Below are 19,507 nucleotides of genomic sequence, written 5' to 3' on the forward strand. Positions count from 1 at the left end.
AGCCTATTCGTCCCACCAAACGGGAACCACGGGATCCTGTTGGTTGGCCAATACGTTGGCTTCGTTCCTGGTAAGTTCCGTGGAAGGGTAATTGGCCCTTCTGAACCATTGTCCGGGGAACTCGGTGTCTGCACTTTCCTCTTCGCTTCTGATCTGCAATCCGGTAAATACATCATCAGAAAAATCATATCTCCTGTAATCCACAAAAGTCTCTGGGTTTAAGAAGTTATGGATGTATTTTTCCTTCATGATGTGGTGTAGCATCAGTGCACCTTCACCCACATCGATGGCGGCATCTGCCATATAGTCCTCACCGTCCACATCATACATTTCCATACTGGCGGCTATTCCATCTATGTAGGCTGTATAAGCTGCGGCATTGGAACCAACACTGGTCTCGGTCCCCCCATTGGCCAAAAATGCGGCCTCTGCTCTTATGAAAAGTACTTCAGCATAGCTGATGAGGATGAGTGGGGAGTCCACACTGGTATAAAATCCGTCCTCCCTGAAACGGGTATTGGCATCAGTGCCATCTGGAGCTATACCTCCACCACCACTGACAAATCCTTTGTACTCGGCCTCATCGCCATTTTCGGCAAACAAAGGCAGTCGTGGGTCGATTTCCACAACACCTCCCAAGAAAGGATAGTAATCCCCGTTCATGGAGCTTACCAATTGGCTGGCTATGTCCTTGCTCAAGTTACCTGTATTCCTGGCCAATATCTCTTCAGAATACCATGGATTGATATTCTTCTCATTATAGTACATGGCGAAGTTGTCGTCATTGGACGTAAATCCATTTTGTACCGTTGAAAGTACTTCTGCGGCCGTGACCACGCCCTTGTTCACCAAGTGCAACTGATAACGGGCCTTTAGGGAATAGGCTGCCCTTAGCCATTTTTCCACATCCCCATCATAGATCAGATCTGATGAACCCAGCCCAAAACCAGAGGTATCGGGTGCGCTCAATTTTGCTATGGCACCATCCAATAGGATGAACACCTCATCGTAAATTTGCTCTTGTGTATCAAAACTCGCAAAGTTATTATCTGGGCCCTGCGTAGCATCGGAATAGGGAATATTGTCCCATGTATCCGTGGCCATACCTATATTGGCCGCGATAAGGATGTCCGCTATGGCTTCAATATGCGTGGCCCCGTTCTCTACCGCCTTTTCCTTGGCTGCTTCAAGATTGGGCAGCACATAGAGATAGACTTGGCTCCAAAGTCCATCGGCAGAGGTCTGCCCTGCAGCACCACCGCCAGTGCTCACAAAATTCTGCACATAGTTGCCAAAAGCAAGTTCTGCCGACCTCTGCCCCTCCAACGTACTGTGGATGGCCGGCGCCATTAGGTCCTGCATGCGTAAATCTTCCAATGGCGCTGTATTGGAAGGCGTGTTCACATCAAAATAATCTTCGCTACACCCCACATAGGCCACTGCGGAGAATAGTAGAAATGCCTTTATTATATGTATTTTTTTCATAGTTCTTTTTTTAAAATGCAATGTTCAATCCAAAAGAATAGCTTTCGGCCAATGGTATGTTCAATCCAGTGAATCCATATACGTTACTTCCTGCACTGTATTGGTTCCCCTCTGGGTCATATCCATCAAAAGGCGTCCAAAGAAGGATGTTGTTCGCACTGGCAGATATGCTCACCTTGTCCAGATTCAAATCTTTGATGAACCTGCTCTGAAAGTCATAGGAAAGGGAAACGTTTCGCAGTTTTACCCAAGAAGCATCTTGTACCAAAACCTCAGCGGCACGGTTGTACACATTGGAATCCCTATAATAGTTCTCATCTATCAGGGCTTCGGTCGTATTGGGTACAAAACCACCACTTCCATCGTCCATCACACCGTCCAGGACCACATTGACGTATCTTTCAATAGTACTTTGTGGCGTTCCGTTCCGAATGGCATTCCGAATACCTGCATCATACAGATCTCCTCCTTTTTTCCATTCCAATAGAAAGTTGAAGCCAATTCCCTTGTATTTGAAATTGCTCCCCAATGAAGAAATGAAATCCGGGAAAGCGTTTCCGACCACTACCCTTTCGTCTATGTTTATGACAGGATAACCGTTGGCCCCAATATATCGCTCCCCATTTTCATATCGCCATTTGTAGCCGTACAGGTTGCCCATTTTGTCCCCGGCCCTCACTTCTGAGGTTATACCGGTAAATCCAGAGTCGGCAAAAACCACGGATTCAATATCTTCAGGGATTTCCAGCACTTTTCCTTCACTGGTGGACCAGTTGAGGATCACTTCCCATCTAAGGTCTTGGTTTCGGATGATGTCCGCGCTCAATAGGAACTCATGTCCAAAGATTTCATAATCCCCGGCATTTCTGGTGATTCCCGAAAGTCCTGAGGAATAAGCGGTGCCCACCGTAAATATCTGGTCTTTGACCCGTGTGTTGTAGTAGGCATAATCCAATCGGATCCTATCTTTCAAGAACCTAAGATCTGCCCCAACCTCAGTGGACTGGTTTCTTTCAGGCACAATGTCCAAATCTCCCAAAAGGGTGCTTCTTCGGTATCCTCCGACACCTCCGAACGGAAAGTCGCTATCTACAACAAAATACTGTCCAACATCACCAAAGCCAGGTCCTTTACCAACTTCGGCCCAAGAAGCCCTAAGTTTCCCGAAGGTGAAAATATCATTGTCACCGAATAGGTCAGATACATCGTAGGCCAAACTCACTGAGGGATAAAAAAACGATCTGTTCTCTTTTGGCAGGGTGGAAACCCAGTCGTTCCTACCGGTCAGTGATAAGAACAATTTATCCTTGTATCCAAATTTGAGTTCGCCAAACACCCCAACATTTCTGAGCTGGACTATTTCCTTATTGATAAAAAAGTTGGTGGTGTTCCCAATCTCATTCACTCCGGGCACGTTCAACCCCTCTCCCCTTGCTTCCAAATAAGATCTTTTGGAATCGGACAATTGGTGCCCCAAGGTAAGGTCTGTGGTGAAATCATCGGACCAAGCCTTGTTCATGGCCACCAAGAAATTGGACTCCAGACCCGTGAAGTTTACATTTTGCTCCAAAATGAAACCACCCACTTGCGAACCTCCATCCAGATCAGGCCCCACATATCGGTTCCTTGCATCGGAATAGTTGTCTATCTGTGCCGCGTAGGTGATGGTTACCCAATCCATGGGAGACCATGTAAGGGTCGTGTTCCCTATCCAACGGTTCACGTCGTCCTCCAAGGTGCTGGTTTCCAGCAAATACCTTGGGTTATCAATGATTCCAAAGGAATAATCCCTTTCACTGCCATCGGCATTCTGATAATCGTTTATGGGGAATGTCCCTGCAAAATAGTACAAGGCACTCATCACGGATTTGTCACCTCCATTTGCCCGCTTGCCTCCAGAATTGGTGAATGATATGGAACCGTCTATGTTAAAGTTGTCCGTCACTTTATATCCGGCCTTCAACCTGAAATTGTTCTTTTTGTAATCCGTGTTTGGCAATACCCCTTGCTCACTATTGTTTCCCATGGAGAAATAATAGTTCAACCGGTCACTGGCACCGCTCAAATTAAGGTTGAGCTGGGAATTGAATCCGGTCCTGAAGATATCGTATGGGCTGTAGAACCTATCATCGGAAAGGTCAACTATGTTGCCCCCACCCAAATCATAGGAATCCAAGGCATATTCCGGGCCCCATGAATAGAACGATGTTGAGTTCTGGACCCTATTGAACCCTGTTTCTGAAGTGGGATCATAGAGTGTTCTGGGCGCGCCACCAAAACCTTCCCGATATTTGGTTTGGAGCGTTGGCGTTGTTTTTACATTCCGGAAAGTTGTTGAGGCCGATATATTGATCTTTGCCTTTCCTTGCTTCCCTTTTTTGGTAGTAATGACAATCGCGCCATTGGCAGCCCTTACCCCATAAAGTGCAGTCGCCGCAGCTCCTTTCAGTACGTTGAAGCTCTCTATATCCTCGGGGTTCAAGTCACCGGCCCTGTTCGAAAAGGCGAACTGTTCCGAACTGTTGGGTGAATTGGAACCTGCACTGGGCCTAACTTCCCCGGAAAAGGTGTCATTGTCCAGGGCAAGACCATCCACGATGATCAAAGGTTGGTTGCTCCTGTTTGGGTTGACAGAGGTAACCCCCCTGATCAAAATGTCAACACCACCTCCCGAAGTACCGGAAGACCTATTGATCTGCACCCCGGCAACTCGACCCTGAAGGCTTTCAATCGGGTTGGACTGGCCAGCCAGATTAAGGTCCTCGGTGTTTACCTTCGTAACAGAATATCCCAGGGATTTCTGCTTTTGCTCCACACCAAATGCGGTCACCACAACCTCGTCGAGCTGTGTGGAGTCCTCTTCCAACACTACATCGAGTGTGGTTGCTGAACCGACCGTTACATCTTTGGTGGTCATTCCCAAATAGGAAAATCTAAGTACCTGACCACTAGTGGCATTGATGGTGTATTTTCCATCAAAATCAGTAGTTGTCCCGTTGTTCGAGCCACTTACCACAATGGTCACCCCAGGCAGTGGTGTACCCGAAGTATCGGAAACCGTACCTGAAATGGTCTGTCCAAAAGCGGCAATGCAAGAAAACACTGCAACAAATGTTAAATAAATGCTTTTCATTTCTTTAGTTTGTGTTAATACTTCTGAAAATTGCCCAAAAAATTTTACAAATCAAACATTTAAGTAAAAAAATGTTCATCATATAAAAATAATGCCGTTTTGTGCAATTATTGTTAGATCATCTGCAAATCTTTTGAAAAAGACATTTTACCATATTCTCCACAAGACTCCATCTCTTGTTCTCTCTGAAACATTGATTTAAAAATATGTTAAAATTTTAAGCATCATATTTATATTTTGACAATAATTATCACTATCTTTTAGATATTCTTTAACCTCCTTAACGTCAATCTCTATGAAAAAATCAGTTTTTATCATTGCGTGCTTTGTCGTTTTCTTAATGGCCGGGAGCTTTAAGGGAATGGAACAAAATCGTCCCTCCATCGAGGGTACGTGGGAATTACAGAGTTTTTATAGTTATGACGGTGAGAACATCACGGATACTATTGAAAAATCTGATGGATATCGACAGGTCAAAATGTATTCCAAGGAAAAGATCATGTGGACCAGATATGTGCCCGATGACCCCAATGGCAGGTTTGGCTATGGCTCGTACAGGACAACGGATTCTTCCCTGATAGAAGTTATTGAATATGGGGACGATGAAATGATGAAAGCCTTGGACACCATGCGCAACTTCACTTTTGAACTGGTGCTCACAGCGGATTCCTTTAGCCAGATTACCGTGGACAATGATGGCAACAGGACCTTTTCTGAAAACTACAAAAGAATTGACTAAAAAATATCCAAAAAAGAAAAAGGCGCTGTTAACAGCGCCTTTTTTATAATGGGTATTGTGTAATTCCCTGTTTAAGAAGAGGCCAATATTTCCTTGCTCTCCACAGCGGCCAAATAGCGTTCGGCATCCAAGGCAGCCATACAACCCGTTCCAGCAGCGGTAACTGCCTGTCTGTATATTTTGTCCTGCGCATCGCCACTGGCAAATACTCCAGGCTTGTTGGTCTTTGTGGATTTGGCCTGGGTGATGATATATCCTGTTTCGTCCATGTCCAACTGCCCCTTGAAAATGTCCGTATTGGGTTTGTGGCCAATGGCAATGAACAATCCGGTCACGGCAATATCCTCTTTTTCACCGGTCTCGTTGTTCACCATTCGGATACCTTCCACCACTTGGTCCCCAAGCACTTCATCTACTTCGGTGTTGTATCGGATCTCGATGTTGTCTATGCTGTTGACCCTGTGCTGCATGGCCTTGGAAGCCCTCATGTGGTCCTTCCGCACCAGCATGGTCACTTTTTTACAGATATTGGCCAAATAGGAAGCCTCTTCGGCAGCGGTATCCCCTGCTCCTACTATGGCTACTTCCTGACCTTTGTAGAAAAACCCGTCACAAACGGCACAGGCGGAAACTCCACCTCCCCTTAATCGTTGTTCGCTGGGAATGTTCAGGTATTTGGCCGAAGCCCCTGTTGATATGATCACGGTCTCTGCCTCTATCACCTTGGATTCGTCCACGGTCATCTTATGGATGCCCCCGATCTCATCACTGAAATCCACAGCAGTCACCATACCTATCCTTACATCCGTACCAAATCGCTCGGCCTGCTGTTTTAGCTGCATCATCATGGTGGGTCCGTCTATCCCTTCGGGGTATCCTGGAAAATTGTCCACTTCGGTAGTGGTGGTCAATTGCCCACCTGGCTCCATACCTGTGTACATTACAGGTTTCAAATCTGCCCTAGCTGCATAAATAGCAGCCGTGTACCCGGCCGGTCCCGAGCCAATAATCAATGTTTTTATTCTTTCCATCTGTTCTGACATATCAAAAATCTTCCTCTGATTGGTTCACTTACAAAAGTAGGTTTTTTGCATAAAAACTTACACTTTGGGATTTCCACGTTTTCTTAAAAGATGTGAACAATTGGAGTAGACTAAAAGAAAAAGGAGCCATTTTCATGGCTCCTTTCCAAATAAAAGTAGGTCAAATTTACGGGAACATATTTTTTGACTTTGAAACCGTTACAGCCGAGGGGGCTCAACCTCAAAAACCCCCTGGCGCAACGTAAACCTCCTTTTGATAAGATATTGGGCAAAAGAACACTAGAGTACCCTACTATCACCCCATCCTATTAGGTGGCTTTCTTTTGATTTCGAGACAAACATACTACTGGATTTTATATTTTGAGGGTCCCAATTAACGGATGGGGCTTTTGACTTAACGGATTGCCGTTTTCAATTTATATTCAGAAAAAAATCCGCACTCGTAGGAAAGTACGGACTAAATATCCAACTGTTTGATAATGAATCTATTGTTGTGAAATCGATAAAATCAGGAATTGTATTTCAGTTTCCGCTCGATGGTCTCGATCATCACATTCGCAATGTCCATTCCCGTGGTATTTTCGATACCTTCCAATCCGGGTGAAGAATTTACTTCCAGAAGCAAAGGCCCCCTATTGGAACGGATGATATCTACCCCAGCCACATCCAGATTAAGGACTTTGGCCGATTTAATGGCCAGTTTTCGTTCCTCCGATGTGATCTTGATCAACGATGCGGCCCCACCTTGGTGAATGTTGGCCCGGAATTCCCCTTTTTGGGCCTGGCGCTGCATGGACGCCACTACTTTGCCATTCACCACAAAACAACGGATATCCTGTCCGTTGGCCTCTTTGATAAACTCCTGCACCAATATGTTCGTCTGCACGCTCTTAAAGGCATTGATAACACTCTCGGCGGCCTTGTTGGTCTCGGCCAGTACCACGCCCTTCCCTTGTGTGCTTTCCAATAGTTTGATGATCAAAGGCGCCCCGTTCACCATTCGGATCAGATCCTTGGTGTCCATCGGGGATTTGGCAAACCCCGTTATGGGGATATGGATATCGTTCTTGGAAAAGAGTTGTGAGGCAAAGAGTTTGTCCCTGGATTTGCTGATTGCATCTGCCGTGTTCAAACAATACACCCCTAGGGTATCGAACTGCCGCAATAGCGCGCAGCCATAAAAGGTGACCGATGGTTTGATCCTTGGGATCACGGCATCGAACTTGTCCAAAATGTTCCCGCCCCGATACCTGATCTCCGGCGAACCGGCATCCAGTTTCATGTAAACGTTCTCCACATTCAAAAAGACCACCTTGTGACCTCTCATCTCACCGGCCTCAATGATCCGTTTGTTGCTGTACAGTTCGGGATTACTGGCCAAAAGACCCAATGTCAATCCAGATTTGTCGGATTTATAGGGACGGTACTTGACGGCCATGTCCTCTGGGGATATATTGCCCAGACAGAAGCTTTTGGAGGGATCTACCAAATACCTATCGTTGATGGCCTCTCGCCCCAACAGCATCCGATATTCCATGGTGTCCCTGTTGGCCAAGGTAAGTTCTATATCGAAGATCTTGCCCCCAATGTTCACGGGGGTCTTGATCACTGGCCGTTCTTCGGATATGCCTTGCGAACTTTTCACACTACGCATATCCACCAGTTTGGACTGGCACAATATGGAAATGCTCCTGTTGTCCTGCAATGGGCTCACCTCGAACCTCACCCAGTCTTCCAGTCCTTTAGTAAAGACCTTGATCTTACTGGCCTGTATGGACGATGTCTTTGCACCGGAATCCACCCTGGCCTTGATGGCCGGTATTCCTAGTTCTTCAAAACGGCACCATTCCTCGCTGCCCAATATTTCCAGATTGTCCAAAATAAAATGCTTTTAATTGATTATACGCATGATGAAAAGGTCCAACACTTCGACCAAAATCAGCAAAATAATGATCCATTCCAGTCTACTGCTCTCCCTGTGGTCCATAATGTCCTTGAAAAGACTCAGATTCTCCTTGATGATGTAGCCCTGTTCCTTGATGGTCCTATAGCGTTCCTTCAGGTCAAAGATCTGTTTCAGGTTCCTGTCCAATCGATCAAGGGCCTCATCTTCCCAAACCACTTCGGGGGAATCAAAAATATAGAGGTTTTCAGAAATCTGGTTGTTGATGTTCAAGACCCTTGCAATGTATCTTTTGAGTTTTTTGCCCCCAAGATCCAAATGACCGTGGTGTTCCAAATAGTTGGTATGCTCCCGGGTCTCTTTCATGATTTGGTCCGAAAGCTTTTCAAAATGGTCCAATGCCACCGACTGCGATAGGTGCAATAGGGCCAAACGCATTCCTTCCACGCTGGATTTTTGCAGTTCTATCTTATTGTTGGTGACTTTTGCAGGCTCTTCATCGGAGACAAGTTCTATCTCCATTTCATCCGTGAGCTCAGAGCGGTTCCAGCCTTCACAAAAAGGTTTCAGTTCCTCCAAGACTTCGTTCATGGAAGCATCGTCAAAACCGTAAAAGGAGACAATCCCATACCTGAACACATAAAGATATTGGAGTTCGTCGGCATAGAAAAGTTCGTCCCTATCACCAAAGATGAGTTGCCTTCCTATGGCCTGTCTACATGCAGAAATGTCTATGTTCCCCGCAAGATGCAGGGCTATGGCTTTTGAATCCATATTCTCAGGTTGCAAAGATCTCCTCGGGATCCCTAAAGCTTTTGAACTCTACCATGTAGCCATTGGGATCTTGTATGAAAAAGGACAGGTGCTCACCGACCTTGTCCTGCATGAACGTGGCCTCTGTGGTCACTTCCAGATCTAATTGAAACAGTCTTGAATACAGTTCTCCCCAGACATCCACAGGAACGATCACCCCAAAATGAAAGGAGGGCAGAATATAATCCTCCAGGCGGTAGTTCTTGAAATCAAAGTTGAAGTTCCCCGACTGGGTAAAGGTCAACTGGTTGCCAAAGAGGTCAACATCCAACCATTTTTCGGTATGTCTGCCCAAATTGGCTTTGACCACATCCTGATAAAAGGCTCGGGTTTCTTCTATGTCCTTACATGGCAAGGCGAGGTGGAACTTTGTATCCATTTGTTTTGCTTGTTTTTCTTCCTATACTTTTAAAATAGGACCTAACGGCCATACGGTCCATTTTGTCCATAAAGGGCAGGGCTTCTTTCCATTCCAGCCAAAGGGCTTCTTCAAACTTGTATTTCTCTTTTACTTTTATGGCCTTTGACTTCATCTGGACCAAAAAATAGTTCTTCACCATATTTTCCATCTTCCCTTTCTTGATGTGGGAAAGATAGAAACTGAGCTGTTCTTTGGCCAGTTTCAACTTGATTTCCTCACCCACTTCACGAATGAGGGTCTCACTCTCCGTCTCCTTCTTTTTCTTCACGCCACCTGGCAGAGTGTACCTTAACGGACCTCCCACTTTTCTCAACACCAGGACCTTGTCCTTGTGTATGGCAATCAATCGGGATTTGACTGTTTTTTTCATAAGGCTCCTCTTTTACTTAAGGAATGTAAATGGAAATTACGCATATATAGTCTGGTTTCAATGCTTCCAAGCCTATATTTTTTCCTCCATATGTGCTGCAGTCTTTAAAAAATGGGGCTACTCATCCTCCTCGCCACCCTCCAGACCTTCGGTGTCCAGAGAGCTTTCCTCGTCGGAATCAGCATCGGTGTCAACGTCCTCGTGGACTTCCATGGCCATCACCAAGCGCTTGCTCACTTTCACGAGATAAGCGGTGTCCTCGGTGCGCACCTCAATGCATTCCACCACTTCATTGCTGGCATTCCGGTAGGTGACAATATCATCGTCATCATACCCATCCGGAAATTTCTCCACGAGTAGGTTCAGGATATGGTTGTCGAGCTTTTTATAATCCACTATAACACGCTTCAACGTCATTGTTTGCTTGTTCTTCATCATCACATGTCTAGGAGGTAGGCAAAAATCAGGGGCGCCACAATGGTCGCATCCGATTCCACAATGAATTTGGGGGTGTCTATGTCCAATTTACCCCAAGTGATCTTCTCATTGGGTACGGCTCCGGAGTAGGACCCGTAACTTGTGGTGGAATCACTGATCTGACAGAAATAGCTCCAGAATGGAGTCTCTGTCTGCTCCAAATCCTGATAAAGCATGGGCACCACGCAAATGGGGAAATCCCCCGCAATGCCTCCGCCAATTTGGAAGAAACCGATACCTTTTTCAGAATTTTTCTGGTACCAATCGGCCAAAAAGGTCATGTACTCGATCCCTGATTTCATAGTGCTCGCCTTCAGCTCGCCCTTGATCACATAACTGGCAAAGATGTTCCCCATAGTGCTGTCCTCCCAACCCGGAACCACTATGGGCAGGTTTTTCTCGGCAGCGGCATACATCCAGGAATCCTTGATGTCTATTTCGTAGTATTGCTCCAAAACCCCTGAAAGCAAGAGCTTGTACATAAATTCATGGGGAAAATAGCGCTCCCCTTTGTCATCGGCATCTTTCCATATCTTGTAAATGTGCTGTTGCAGGCGCCTAAAGGCCTCCTCTTCGGGAATACAGGTGTCGGTAACACGGTTGAGTCCCTTTTCCAACAAATCCCACTCTTCCTGCGGGGTGAGGTCCCTATAGTTGGGCACCCTTCGGTAATGGGAATGCGCCACCAAGTTCATAAGGTCTTCTTCCAAGTTAGCCCCGGTACACGAAACGATGTGTACTTTATCGGTGCGTATGATCTCGGCAAAAATCTTGCCCAGTTCCGCCGTACTCATGGCTCCTGCAAGGGACACCAACATCTTGGAACCTTGGTTCAATTGGTCTTCATAGCCTTTGGCGGCATCCACCAAAGCAGCGGAATTGAAGTGCAAAAAATATTTTTGAATGAATTGTGATATTTCTCCTTTATTGTTCATCGTAATCGTCAATTGGGTTTACGGATTTCTTAAAGTTATCATTGTTTTCGTCAAATCCGTCCTCTAAGTAATCATTCTTTTTTAAAAATTTATAGCTCACCATCTTGTAATACAGCTTTGCGGCCAAAAAATCGGAAGATCTTTCCTGTGCATTGGGGCACAGTTCCACAATATCAAAGCCCACTACGTTCTTTTCCTCAAAGACCCTTTTTAGAAAATCCAAGGTTTCGTACCAGAAAAGCCCTCCCGGCTCCGGTGTCCCGGTCGATGGCAATATGGATGGATCAAAAGCGTCCAGGTCAAAACTGATGTAAACGTTATCTGTCATCAGATCCAGAGCGGTATCCATCCAAAAATCATCGGTGACCATTTCATGTGCAAAGAACACTTTGTCCCTATCCATGACCAAAGTTTCCGAATGGTCCATGCTTCGGATGCCCACCTGCACCAAATTGGTGATCTCGTTGGCTTCGCGCATAGCACAGGCATGGTTGTAGGGGGAACCGTTGTATTCCTTTCTCAGATCGGCATGGGCATCCAAGTGCAGCACGGTAAGGTCTTCAAAGCATTCATTGAACGCCCTAATGGCCCCAATGGAAATGGAATGCTCCCCACCGATCATAGTGACCAGCTTGTTCCTTTTGATGTATTCCTTTACGGTTTTATGGACGGCATCCACCATCTGTTCGGGGGAACCCAGTGCATCAATCGGATTGGCCAGATAAATGCCATGTCTATAGGCCTCGGTATCCGTTTCAATGTCATACCACTCCATGTTCTCCGATGCTTCCAAAAAGGCCTCAGGGCCCTTGTCAGCTCCCTTTCCCCAAGTACTGGTCGCATCATAGGGAACGGGCAACAATACTACTTTGGCTTTTTCTGGAGATGCGTATTCCTTTGGAATACCGGCATATATTCTATTCGTTTTCATTTGGGATTATGGTTCATGATCAGTTTTTGCTGGGCTCGGGCAACTTCTGTGAACCCACAAGGGTATCCGATGTTTTTTTGGCCCCATAGCCCAAAATGGAAAGGAATTCCCCGGCAGTCTGCTGCTCCGCAAAGACAGAGGTCTTCATATTCCCTTCCTTGTCCTTGTTGATGAGGATGTGTTTGGGATGCGGGATAAGGCAGTGCTGTAGTCCGCCAAACCCACCAATGGTCTCTTGGTAGGCCCCTGTGTTGAAGAATCCGATATAGAGCGGCCTGTCCTTTCTGTATTTTGGAAGATAAATGGCGTTCATGTGCTGCTCCGAGTTGTAATAATCATCACTATCGCAGGTTAGTCCTCCCAACAGCACTCTTTCATACTCTTCATTCCACCTGTTGATGGAGAGGGTAATGAACCTTTTGCTGATGGCCCACGAATCGGGCATGGTGGTGATGAACGACGAATTGATCATGTTCCACTTTTCCCTATCGTTTTGCTGTTTTTGATAAAGGACTTCATAGATGGTGCCACCACTTTCCCCTACCGTAAAGCTTCCAAATTCGGTGAAGATGTTGGGCACTTCCACCCCGGCCTCATCGCATGCCTGTTTGATCTGATGGATGATCTCATCCACCATATACTCATAATCATATTCGAACGCCAAGGAGTTCTTTATGGGAAAGCCGCCACCGATATTGAGACTGTCCAAGGTTGGACATACTTTTTTGAGGCTGATGTACACCTTCATACATTTCAAAAGTTCGTTCCAGTAATAGGCCGTATCCCTTATGCCCGTATTAATGAAAAAGTGGAGCATCTTCAGCTCTACCTTCGGGTTTTCCTTGATGGATTGGTTGTAGAACGGAACTATGTTTTTATAGCCAATGCCCAATCTGGAGGTATAGAACTCAAATTTCGGCTCTTCCTCGGAAGCAATACGGATACCGACCTTGAACTTGTCCTCAATGGCGTCGCTCAATAGCTCAATCTCTTCATAATTGTCTATGATCGGGATGCAGTTCTTGTGCCCATTGTTGATCAATCGGGCTATGTTTTGGATGTATTGGTCCCTTTTGAAACCATTACAGATCACATAGGTATCCTTGGTGAGCTTGCCCGTTTTCTTCAAGTGCTCCACGATGTCAATATCAAAGGCCGATGAGGTCTCAATATGGATGTCATTCTTCAAGGCCTCGTTCAGCACGTGCTCAAAATGGGAACTCTTGGTACAGTAGCAATAGTGGTACGAACCTGAATAATTATGTTTCTTCATGGCCTCACCGAACCATGTCTTCGCGCGTTGGATGTTGTCCGATATCTTGGGCAGATAGGTAAACTTCAGGGGAGTGCCGTAGCGTTCTATCAAATCGTACAGGTCTATACCATGGAACTGTAGTTTGTTGTCCTGAAGTTTGAACTCCTCTTGTGGAAAATCGTAAGTCTGATCGATGAGATCGATATATTTTGTTTTCATTTAAATTTCGTATTGATAAAAAACTGATAGCTATTTTTTGTGGTCAAATGAACAGCAAGTTCTCAGATACGAAACTCGAATACGGTGTATGCAACGAAGAAAGGTGTCCGTGAAAAATCACGGATTATGGAGTGTTTTTCAGAAGTCATTCCTAAAATCCGGTGTCTTGATCTCAAGACGGCTTTTTGGGTTGACTTCCTTATTCCCAAAAGCCCGAACATGAAAAAAGTTTTCAACGCAATTAGGTGATGTGTCCTATTATTCTGGACGCATTCAGGGATCAAACATAAACAAAAAACAAATACATCTACTTTTTTTGCAAAAAAAAATAATTCAACTCAAAACATTGAAATACAAGGTTTTAAATTTTAAAAAACTCCATCACCCTGCTGCTATTTGTTCCAAAGGCAATAAATTAAGAACCTGAATACCTCTATTGGCATTCCAAATAATATGTTACCCCACCAAGGGTGGTCTCTCGTTAATGAAAGGTTGACTGTAGTGGCGTCTGCCCGTGGCTTTGTACAAGGCGTTGGACAGGGCCCCCACAATGGGTGGCAATGAAGGTTCGCCCAAACCTGTTGGGTCGATACCATTGTCCACAAAGAACGTCTCAATTTCCTTGGGTGCTTCCATGTTCCGTATCAATCTGTACCTATCAAAGTTGGATTGCTCGGGTTTCCCATCCTTGAACGTCATGGCACTATAGGTCGCATGGCCTATACCATCAACGATGCCTCCTTCGACCTGATTTTTGGCACTCAATGGGTTTATAACGATGCCACAATCCACGGCACACCATACTTTGTCCACTTTCGGCATTCCATCACCCTCTTCCAGGTCCAAAACTTGGGCCACATAGGAATTATGACAATAGTATGCCGAAACTCCTCGCGATTTTCCGGTATCGGTACCCCAGTTGGATTTTTCCTTTACCAATTTGAGCACGCCGGCATAACGCTCGGGATTGTAATCGTTTTTCTCTGGTTCCCCCACAGGATTGTTGATTGCCCTTTCAAAAAGTTCCAATCTGAACTCAATAGGGTCTTTTCCTGAGGCTTCGGCCACCTCGTCCATAAAGGCCTGTTCCGCTCCTGCAATGAAGTTGGAACGGGGTGCACGCCATGCTCCGGTGGTCACATTGGTCTGTAAGCTGTGCTTTTCCGCCAGATAGTTGTCCACGGCACCTGCAGGAAAACGGTTTTCAAAGATAAGGTCATCATTGGTTCCCGCACCCCTTACGTGCCACGCAATAAGGTTGCCATTTTCATCCAGCCCAGCTTTGTATTTCACTTTGTATGCTGGTCGGTAAGTCCCTTGCGTCATATCATCTTCGCGGGTGTAGACCAACTTGACGGGCGCATTCATTTTTTGGGAGATGACGGCCGCTTCCACGGCAAAAGTACCATATAGGCGTCGGCCAAAACCACCACCCATACGAGTCATCATCACATCTATTTTTTCAACGGGCATTCCCAGTCTGGACACCAAGGTCTGTTCCAAAAACTCAGGGGTCTGTATGGGCCCCAACAATTCTGCTTTTTCAGGAGTGACATGGGCGAAGAAATTCATCGGCTCCATGGTGTTGTGTGCCAAATATGGGGCAGAATAGGTGCTCTCCACAATTTTTGCCGCCTTTTTGAAGGCCGCTTCCACATCGCCATCCTTACGTGCTGGCTGCTCTGGAGCTTTTGCCAACAATGCGGACAAGGCTTCTTCGTGGTAGGCGGTACTCTCCAGTTTGGAACCTTCTTCCCACTCCACTTCCAAGGCTTTCTTGGCCTGCATGCATTCCCATGTGCTGTTGCCCACAATGGCCACCAGTTCGGGTATTCCTCCTTCATCGGACCACTGTTTTTGGGTATCTTCCTGATACACCTCAAAATGGAACACATCTTTGATGCCCGGCATCGATTTCACCGATTCGGCATTCATTCCTTTATATTTCATCCCAAAAGCGGGAGGATGTACGATCATGGCGGTCAACATTCCTTCACGCTGCACGTCCAGACCAAACAACGGTTTTCCGGTAACGATTTTTTGACCGTCCACATTTTTGGTGTCCGTGCCAATAATCGAAAAACTATTGGTTTCCTTCAGTTCAACTTCTTCTGGAACCTCAATTGCTGTGGCCGCTGAGGCCATTTCTCCGAAACCAGCCGATTTACCACTGGCCTCGTGCATCAATTGTCCTTCTTTTGTAGTGATTTCGCTGAAAGGAACCTGCCAAGCTTGGGCTGCGGCCTCCTTCAACATATGCCTAGCGGTGGCCCCGGCCATACGGAGGCTTTCCCACCCTTGCCGAATGGATTGGCTACCTCCTGCCAATTGTCTTGAAAAAATGGTGGTGTTCAAGGGAGCTTGTTCCACGATCACATCTTTCCAGGCCACATCCAGTTCCTCTGCAATGATCATGGGCATTGCAGTTTTTACGTTCTGGCCTATCTCTGGGTTGGGCGACATGATGGTCACCAAACCATTGTCCGCCACTTTGAGGAAACCATTCAGTTCAAACCACTCCTTGGGCAAACTTTTGACCTGTTCAGGGGTCATCTTGCAAGATGCCAACCAGTTGAAGCCCAGAACCAGCCCTCCACCGGCCAAACCTGTATTTCTGATAAAAGCCCTTCGGCCAATTTTTGTCCTTACGAGTGTCATGATGGTCTTTTTTTAGATGTGGTGGATTACGATTTTGCTGCAGTTTTCACGGCTTTGCGTATTCTGAGGTATGTACCACAACGACAGATGTTTCCGTTCATGGCACTTTCGATTTCTTCATCCGATGGATTTGGGTTGCTCTCCAAAAGCGCGGATGCCGTCATGATCTGGCCGGCCTGGCAATACCCACATTGGGGCACGTCCACCTCCAACCATGCTTTTTGTACGGGATGGTCGCCATTTTCGGACAGTCCTTCAATGGTCGTGATTTTTTGCTCTCCTATAGATGATACGGGAAGAATGCATGATCGGGTCGCCTTGCCATCCAAATGTATGGTACAGGCACCACATTGGGCTATGCCACATCCATATTTGGTGCCGACCAAGCTCAAATGATCGCGCAAAACCCATAGGATCGGCGTGGATGGATCTACGTCCACCTCTTGTTTTTTTCCGTTGATGTTTAGTGTATATGTCGCCATGATGTAAAAAATTCCTCTTGAAGGTAAAGATTTCCTTCTAAAGATGGAGCACTTTCCCCTCTCAACCCTAAAAAATTAACACTGATTTTACGTTTTTGAAGCTTACTTAAAACCAATACAAATAAGAGGCTTGACCTCATAATCTTTAGTTTGAATGGCTTGAATGCCCCCTTACAGCCCTATTTAAACTTCAAACGGGCAAAGACGGGAAGATGGTCGGATGGGTATCTCAGGTCTTTGGAGTCGCTCAAAATGGCACTTTTGAGTACTTGAAAGGCATCGGAAACAAAAATATAGTCTATTCTACGATCCACTGGTTTGGCAAAATCAAACCCATTGAACGTACCAGTAGGTCCAAAGGCATTCTTGCCGGCAGCGATGTGGGTATCCTTCATTTCACCCAAAATCACCTGGACCCCAATACTTTCACCGCCCAGATTGAAATCCCCGGTGAGGACCACAGGCCATCCGTCCGGGTTCAGTTCCTTGATCTTTTTGAGGATGAGTTTAGAGCTTTCCTCCCTCGCCTTCTCTCCCACATGGTCAAAATGCGTATTGAAGACCATGAATTTTTGGCCATCCCCAATGTGTTCAAAAAGGCCATAGGTACAGATGCGCGGCAAAGCAGCGTCCCATCCTTTGGATGGGGTCTGCGGGGTTTCGGACAGCCAAAATGTGGATTGCGCCAACAAGTTCACCTTTTTGGTATTGTAAAAAATGGCGGTGAACTCTCCCTTATCGTCCCCTTGGTCGCGGCCAATCCCAAAATAGGTATAGTCCTCCAGCCCCGTATCGATGTCCTTCAACTGATGGACAAGACCTTCTTGCGTACCAAATACATCTGGGGCATAGAAATTCAATTGTCCGATAAGAAAATCCTTCCGATTGTCCCAATTGTTGGGTGCATCATTGGGATTGTCATAGCGAATGTTGTAGGAAATCACGTCAATTGTCTGACTGTGGGCACTTAACAGTATGCCCATCGCAAAAAGAATACAAAAGATATTTTTCATTGGATCGGGGTTCCGCGCAACTTTTTAAAAGCCTCATAGGTTTTGTCCACCTTTTCCTTGGGTGTGGTTTCAAATTCCTTTTCGGTTACGCTGTAATAGTCCTGCAAGCTATCCAATTTTTTGTGCATTACTGTTACTATATCTTTATATTCTTCATCATTGATGGCATTGTGCTGTTCTTTGGGATCTTTTTCAAGGTCATAGAATTCCCATTCGTCAATGTCATCATAAAAATGGATGAGCTTATATCTTTGTGTCCGCACCCCATATTGCCGTTTTACCATGTGGAAGGCCGGAAAATCGTAATAGTGGTAATATACGGCATCATTGAATTCATTTGTTGTTCCTTCCAAGACTTCCCGGAACGACCTTCCCTGCATTTCGGAAGCATATTCTGTGCCTCCTGCCAAATCCAAGAAGGTCGGTGCAAAATCCAGGTTCTGTACCATGGCATCGATATCCGTGCCCGGTTTGATGACACCCGGCAGCTGCATCAACAGCGGCATCTTCATGGATTCCTCGTACATAAAACGCTTATCGAACCACCCGTGTTCCCCCAAATAAAATCCTTGGTCGGAGGTATAGACCACCAAGGTGTTCTTGTCCAGACCTGTTTCTTCCAAATAGTCCAAAATCTTCCCCACGCCTTCGTCCACAGCCTTCACAGTGGCCAAATATTCGTGTAGATAGCGTTGGCCTTTCCATTCCGCTAGTTCTTTTCCATGCAAATTGGCTTCCCAAAAGGCATTGTTCTTGGGCAAATACGCCTCGTCCCATATTTTGCGCTGTTCCGGGGTCATACGGTCAAAATCCGTAGTCCAAGGATTATGGGCCAGTTCGGTACTGCCCTTTACTTTGCTCAATTTCAGGTCGTGGCCCTCATACATGTCCTTGTAAATGGTCTGTTGCTGTTCGGCACCTGCCTTTTGATCCACAAACTCGGGAAAATAGGTGTCCGGCAAGGGAAAGGTAATGGAATCGTAGACGTTCAAGTGGCGTAGGGCAGGCATCCAATTCCGGTGTGGGGCCTTGTGGTGCACCATCAAATAGAACGGTTGCTGGGCACTGTCCCTTTGCTTCAACCATTCCAGACTTTTTTCCGTGATTAGGTCCGTGGCATATCCTTCCACCACCGTGGTATCCTTACCTTGGATAAACTCTGGATTGTAATAATTTCCCTGATCGTTCAGGATGTCCCAATAATCAAACCCAGTGGGCTCGCCGTGCAGGTGCCATTTGCCCACGATGGCCGTTTCGTAGCCCATCTTTTTGAGGTGTTTGGGCAATGTGGGCTGACTGCTGTCAAACTGTTCCCCATTCATGCGAAAACCGTTGATGTGGCTGTGCTTGCCCGTCAGGATTACCGCCCTACTCGGACCGCATATCGAATTGGTGCAGAAATTGTTCTGAAAGATGGCCCCGTTCTTGGCAATCCGGTCAATATTGGGCGTGGGTGCCAATTTTCCCAGTTCATGCCCATAGGCACTAATGGCCTGAAAGGCATGATCGTCCGACATGATGAAAATGATGTTCGGCGGGCCCTTGACCACTTCTTCTTTTGGTTTTTCCTGTTGCTTACAGGCCAAAACCATCAACAGACCTGCCAATACCCATCCAATACGCATGATAT

Annotated in this window: 16 protein-coding genes; 1 reads left to right on the forward strand and 15 read right to left on the reverse strand. The window is 46.2% G+C overall.

Features of this window, described 5'->3' with window-relative positions; translation table 11 throughout:
- Nucleotides 1–3: 3 nt before the first annotated feature.
- Together DB398_RS03810 and DB398_RS03815 are read right to left on the reverse strand one after the other, a co-directional pair.
- Nucleotides 4–1,485 (reverse strand): SusD/RagB family nutrient-binding outer membrane lipoprotein, encoded by a 1,482-nt coding sequence (locus tag DB398_RS03810; protein WP_108423074.1) that lies wholly within the window; start codon nt 1,483–1,485, stop codon nt 4–6.
- Nucleotides 1,486–1,495: 10 nt separating this feature from the next.
- Nucleotides 1,496–4,618, reverse strand: a complete 3,123-nt coding sequence (locus DB398_RS03815) for a SusC/RagA family TonB-linked outer membrane protein (protein WP_108423075.1) — start codon at nt 4,616–4,618, stop codon at nt 1,496–1,498.
- Between the two features lie 295 nt (nt 4,619–4,913).
- On the opposite strand from DB398_RS03815, the gene DB398_RS03820 reads away from it, so the two are divergent.
- Nucleotides 4,914–5,357, forward strand: coding sequence for a hypothetical protein (locus DB398_RS03820; protein WP_108423076.1), 444 nt, complete (start codon nt 4,914–4,916; stop codon nt 5,355–5,357).
- Nucleotides 5,358–5,428: 71 nt separating this feature from the next.
- Here the strand turns inward: DB398_RS03820 and trxB are convergent, their stop codons facing one another.
- From trxB to DB398_RS03885, 13 genes are all read right to left on the reverse strand, one after another.
- Nucleotides 5,429–6,400 (reverse strand): thioredoxin-disulfide reductase, encoded by a 972-nt coding sequence (gene trxB, locus DB398_RS03825; protein ID WP_108423077.1) that lies wholly within the window; start codon nt 6,398–6,400, stop codon nt 5,429–5,431.
- Between the two features lie 508 nt (nt 6,401–6,908).
- Nucleotides 6,909–8,282, reverse strand: a complete 1,374-nt coding sequence (gene rimK, locus DB398_RS03830) for a 30S ribosomal protein S6--L-glutamate ligase (RefSeq protein WP_199913350.1) — start codon at nt 8,280–8,282, stop codon at nt 6,909–6,911.
- 9 nt (nt 8,283–8,291) lie between these two features.
- Nucleotides 8,292–9,077 (reverse strand): RMD1 family protein, encoded by a 786-nt coding sequence (locus DB398_RS03835; RefSeq protein ID WP_108423079.1) that lies wholly within the window; start codon nt 9,075–9,077, stop codon nt 8,292–8,294.
- A gap of 4 nt (nt 9,078–9,081) precedes the next feature.
- Nucleotides 9,082–9,495: a VOC family protein gene (locus DB398_RS03840; protein ID WP_108423080.1), complete on the reverse strand. Its 414-nt coding sequence runs from the start codon at nt 9,493–9,495 to the stop codon at nt 9,082–9,084.
- Nucleotides 9,461–9,907 carry an NUDIX hydrolase gene (locus tag DB398_RS03845; RefSeq protein ID WP_108423081.1) on the reverse strand — a complete coding sequence of 149 codons (447 nt, stop codon included), beginning with the start codon at nt 9,905–9,907 and terminating at the stop codon, nt 9,461–9,463. Before DB398_RS03845 ends, DB398_RS03840 begins: the two co-directional genes overlap by 35 nt.
- Before the next feature lie 117 nt (nt 9,908–10,024).
- Nucleotides 10,025–10,324 (reverse strand): hypothetical protein, encoded by a 300-nt coding sequence (locus DB398_RS03850; protein WP_417935540.1) that lies wholly within the window; start codon nt 10,322–10,324, stop codon nt 10,025–10,027.
- A 20-nt stretch (nt 10,325–10,344) separates the two neighbouring features.
- Nucleotides 10,345–11,319, reverse strand: coding sequence for a deoxyhypusine synthase family protein (locus DB398_RS03855; RefSeq protein ID WP_108423082.1), 975 nt, complete (start codon nt 11,317–11,319; stop codon nt 10,345–10,347).
- On the reverse strand, nt 11,309–12,250 hold the full coding sequence (gene speB / locus DB398_RS03860; RefSeq protein ID WP_108423083.1) for an agmatinase: 942 nt from the start codon (nt 12,248–12,250) through the stop codon (nt 11,309–11,311). Before speB ends, DB398_RS03855 begins: the two co-directional genes overlap by 11 nt.
- 19 nt (nt 12,251–12,269) lie before the next feature.
- The gene (locus DB398_RS03865) at nt 12,270–13,724 is read right to left on the reverse strand and encodes an arginine decarboxylase (RefSeq protein WP_108423084.1); all 1,455 of its coding nucleotides are present in this window, start codon (nt 13,722–13,724) and stop codon (nt 12,270–12,272) included.
- Nucleotides 13,725–14,180: 456 nt separating this feature from the next.
- Nucleotides 14,181–16,382, reverse strand: coding sequence for a xanthine dehydrogenase family protein molybdopterin-binding subunit (locus tag DB398_RS03870; protein WP_108423085.1), 2,202 nt, complete (start codon nt 16,380–16,382; stop codon nt 14,181–14,183).
- 26 nt (nt 16,383–16,408) lie between these two features.
- The gene (locus DB398_RS03875) at nt 16,409–16,864 is read right to left on the reverse strand and encodes a (2Fe-2S)-binding protein (protein ID WP_108423086.1); all 456 of its coding nucleotides are present in this window, start codon (nt 16,862–16,864) and stop codon (nt 16,409–16,411) included.
- 179 nt (nt 16,865–17,043) lie between these two features.
- Complete coding sequence (locus DB398_RS03880; protein WP_108423087.1) at nt 17,044–17,877, reverse strand: endonuclease/exonuclease/phosphatase family protein; 834 nt, start codon at nt 17,875–17,877, stop codon at nt 17,044–17,046.
- Entirely contained in the window at nt 17,874–19,502 is a 1,629-nt protein-coding gene (locus tag DB398_RS03885) for a sulfatase family protein (protein ID WP_108423088.1), read from the reverse strand. Before DB398_RS03885 ends, DB398_RS03880 begins: the two co-directional genes overlap by 4 nt.
- Nucleotides 19,503–19,507: the final 5 nt, after the last annotated feature.

It is taken from the genome of Flagellimonas amoyensis, assembly GCF_003058265.1.
Lineage (GTDB): Bacteria > Bacteroidota > Bacteroidia > Flavobacteriales > Flavobacteriaceae > Flagellimonas > Flagellimonas amoyensis.

Coding starts and splice junctions, on each gene's coding strand:
- DB398_RS03850 (WP_417935540.1), bottom strand. CDS start 10,324: ATGACGTTGAAGCGTGTTATAGTGGATTATAAAAAGCTCGACAACCAT.
- DB398_RS03870 (WP_108423085.1), bottom strand. CDS start 16,382: ATGACACTCGTAAGGACAAAAATTGGCCGAAGGGCTTTTATCAGAAAT.
- speB (WP_108423083.1), bottom strand. CDS start 12,250: ATGAAAACGAATAGAATATATGCCGGTATTCCAAAGGAATACGCATCT.
- DB398_RS03815 (WP_108423075.1), bottom strand. CDS start 4,618: ATGAAAAGCATTTATTTAACATTTGTTGCAGTGTTTTCTTGCATTGCC.
- DB398_RS03820 (WP_108423076.1), top strand. CDS start 4,914: ATGAAAAAATCAGTTTTTATCATTGCGTGCTTTGTCGTTTTCTTAATG.
- DB398_RS03840 (WP_108423080.1), bottom strand. CDS start 9,495: ATGGATACAAAGTTCCACCTCGCCTTGCCATGTAAGGACATAGAAGAA.
- DB398_RS03880 (WP_108423087.1), bottom strand. CDS start 17,877: ATGAAAAATATCTTTTGTATTCTTTTTGCGATGGGCATACTGTTAAGT.
- DB398_RS03845 (WP_108423081.1), bottom strand. CDS start 9,907: ATGAAAAAAACAGTCAAATCCCGATTGATTGCCATACACAAGGACAAG.
- trxB (WP_108423077.1), bottom strand. CDS start 6,400: ATGTCAGAACAGATGGAAAGAATAAAAACATTGATTATTGGCTCGGGA.
- DB398_RS03865 (WP_108423084.1), bottom strand. CDS start 13,724: ATGAAAACAAAATATATCGATCTCATCGATCAGACTTACGATTTTCCA.
- DB398_RS03835 (WP_108423079.1), bottom strand. CDS start 9,077: ATGGATTCAAAAGCCATAGCCCTGCATCTTGCGGGGAACATAGACATT.
- DB398_RS03885 (WP_108423088.1), bottom strand. CDS start 19,502: ATGCGTATTGGATGGGTATTGGCAGGTCTGTTGATGGTTTTGGCCTGT.
- DB398_RS03855 (WP_108423082.1), bottom strand. CDS start 11,319: ATGAACAATAAAGGAGAAATATCACAATTCATTCAAAAATATTTTTTG.
- DB398_RS03810 (WP_108423074.1), bottom strand. CDS start 1,485: ATGAAAAAAATACATATAATAAAGGCATTTCTACTATTCTCCGCAGTG.
- DB398_RS03875 (WP_108423086.1), bottom strand. CDS start 16,864: ATGGCGACATATACACTAAACATCAACGGAAAAAAACAAGAGGTGGAC.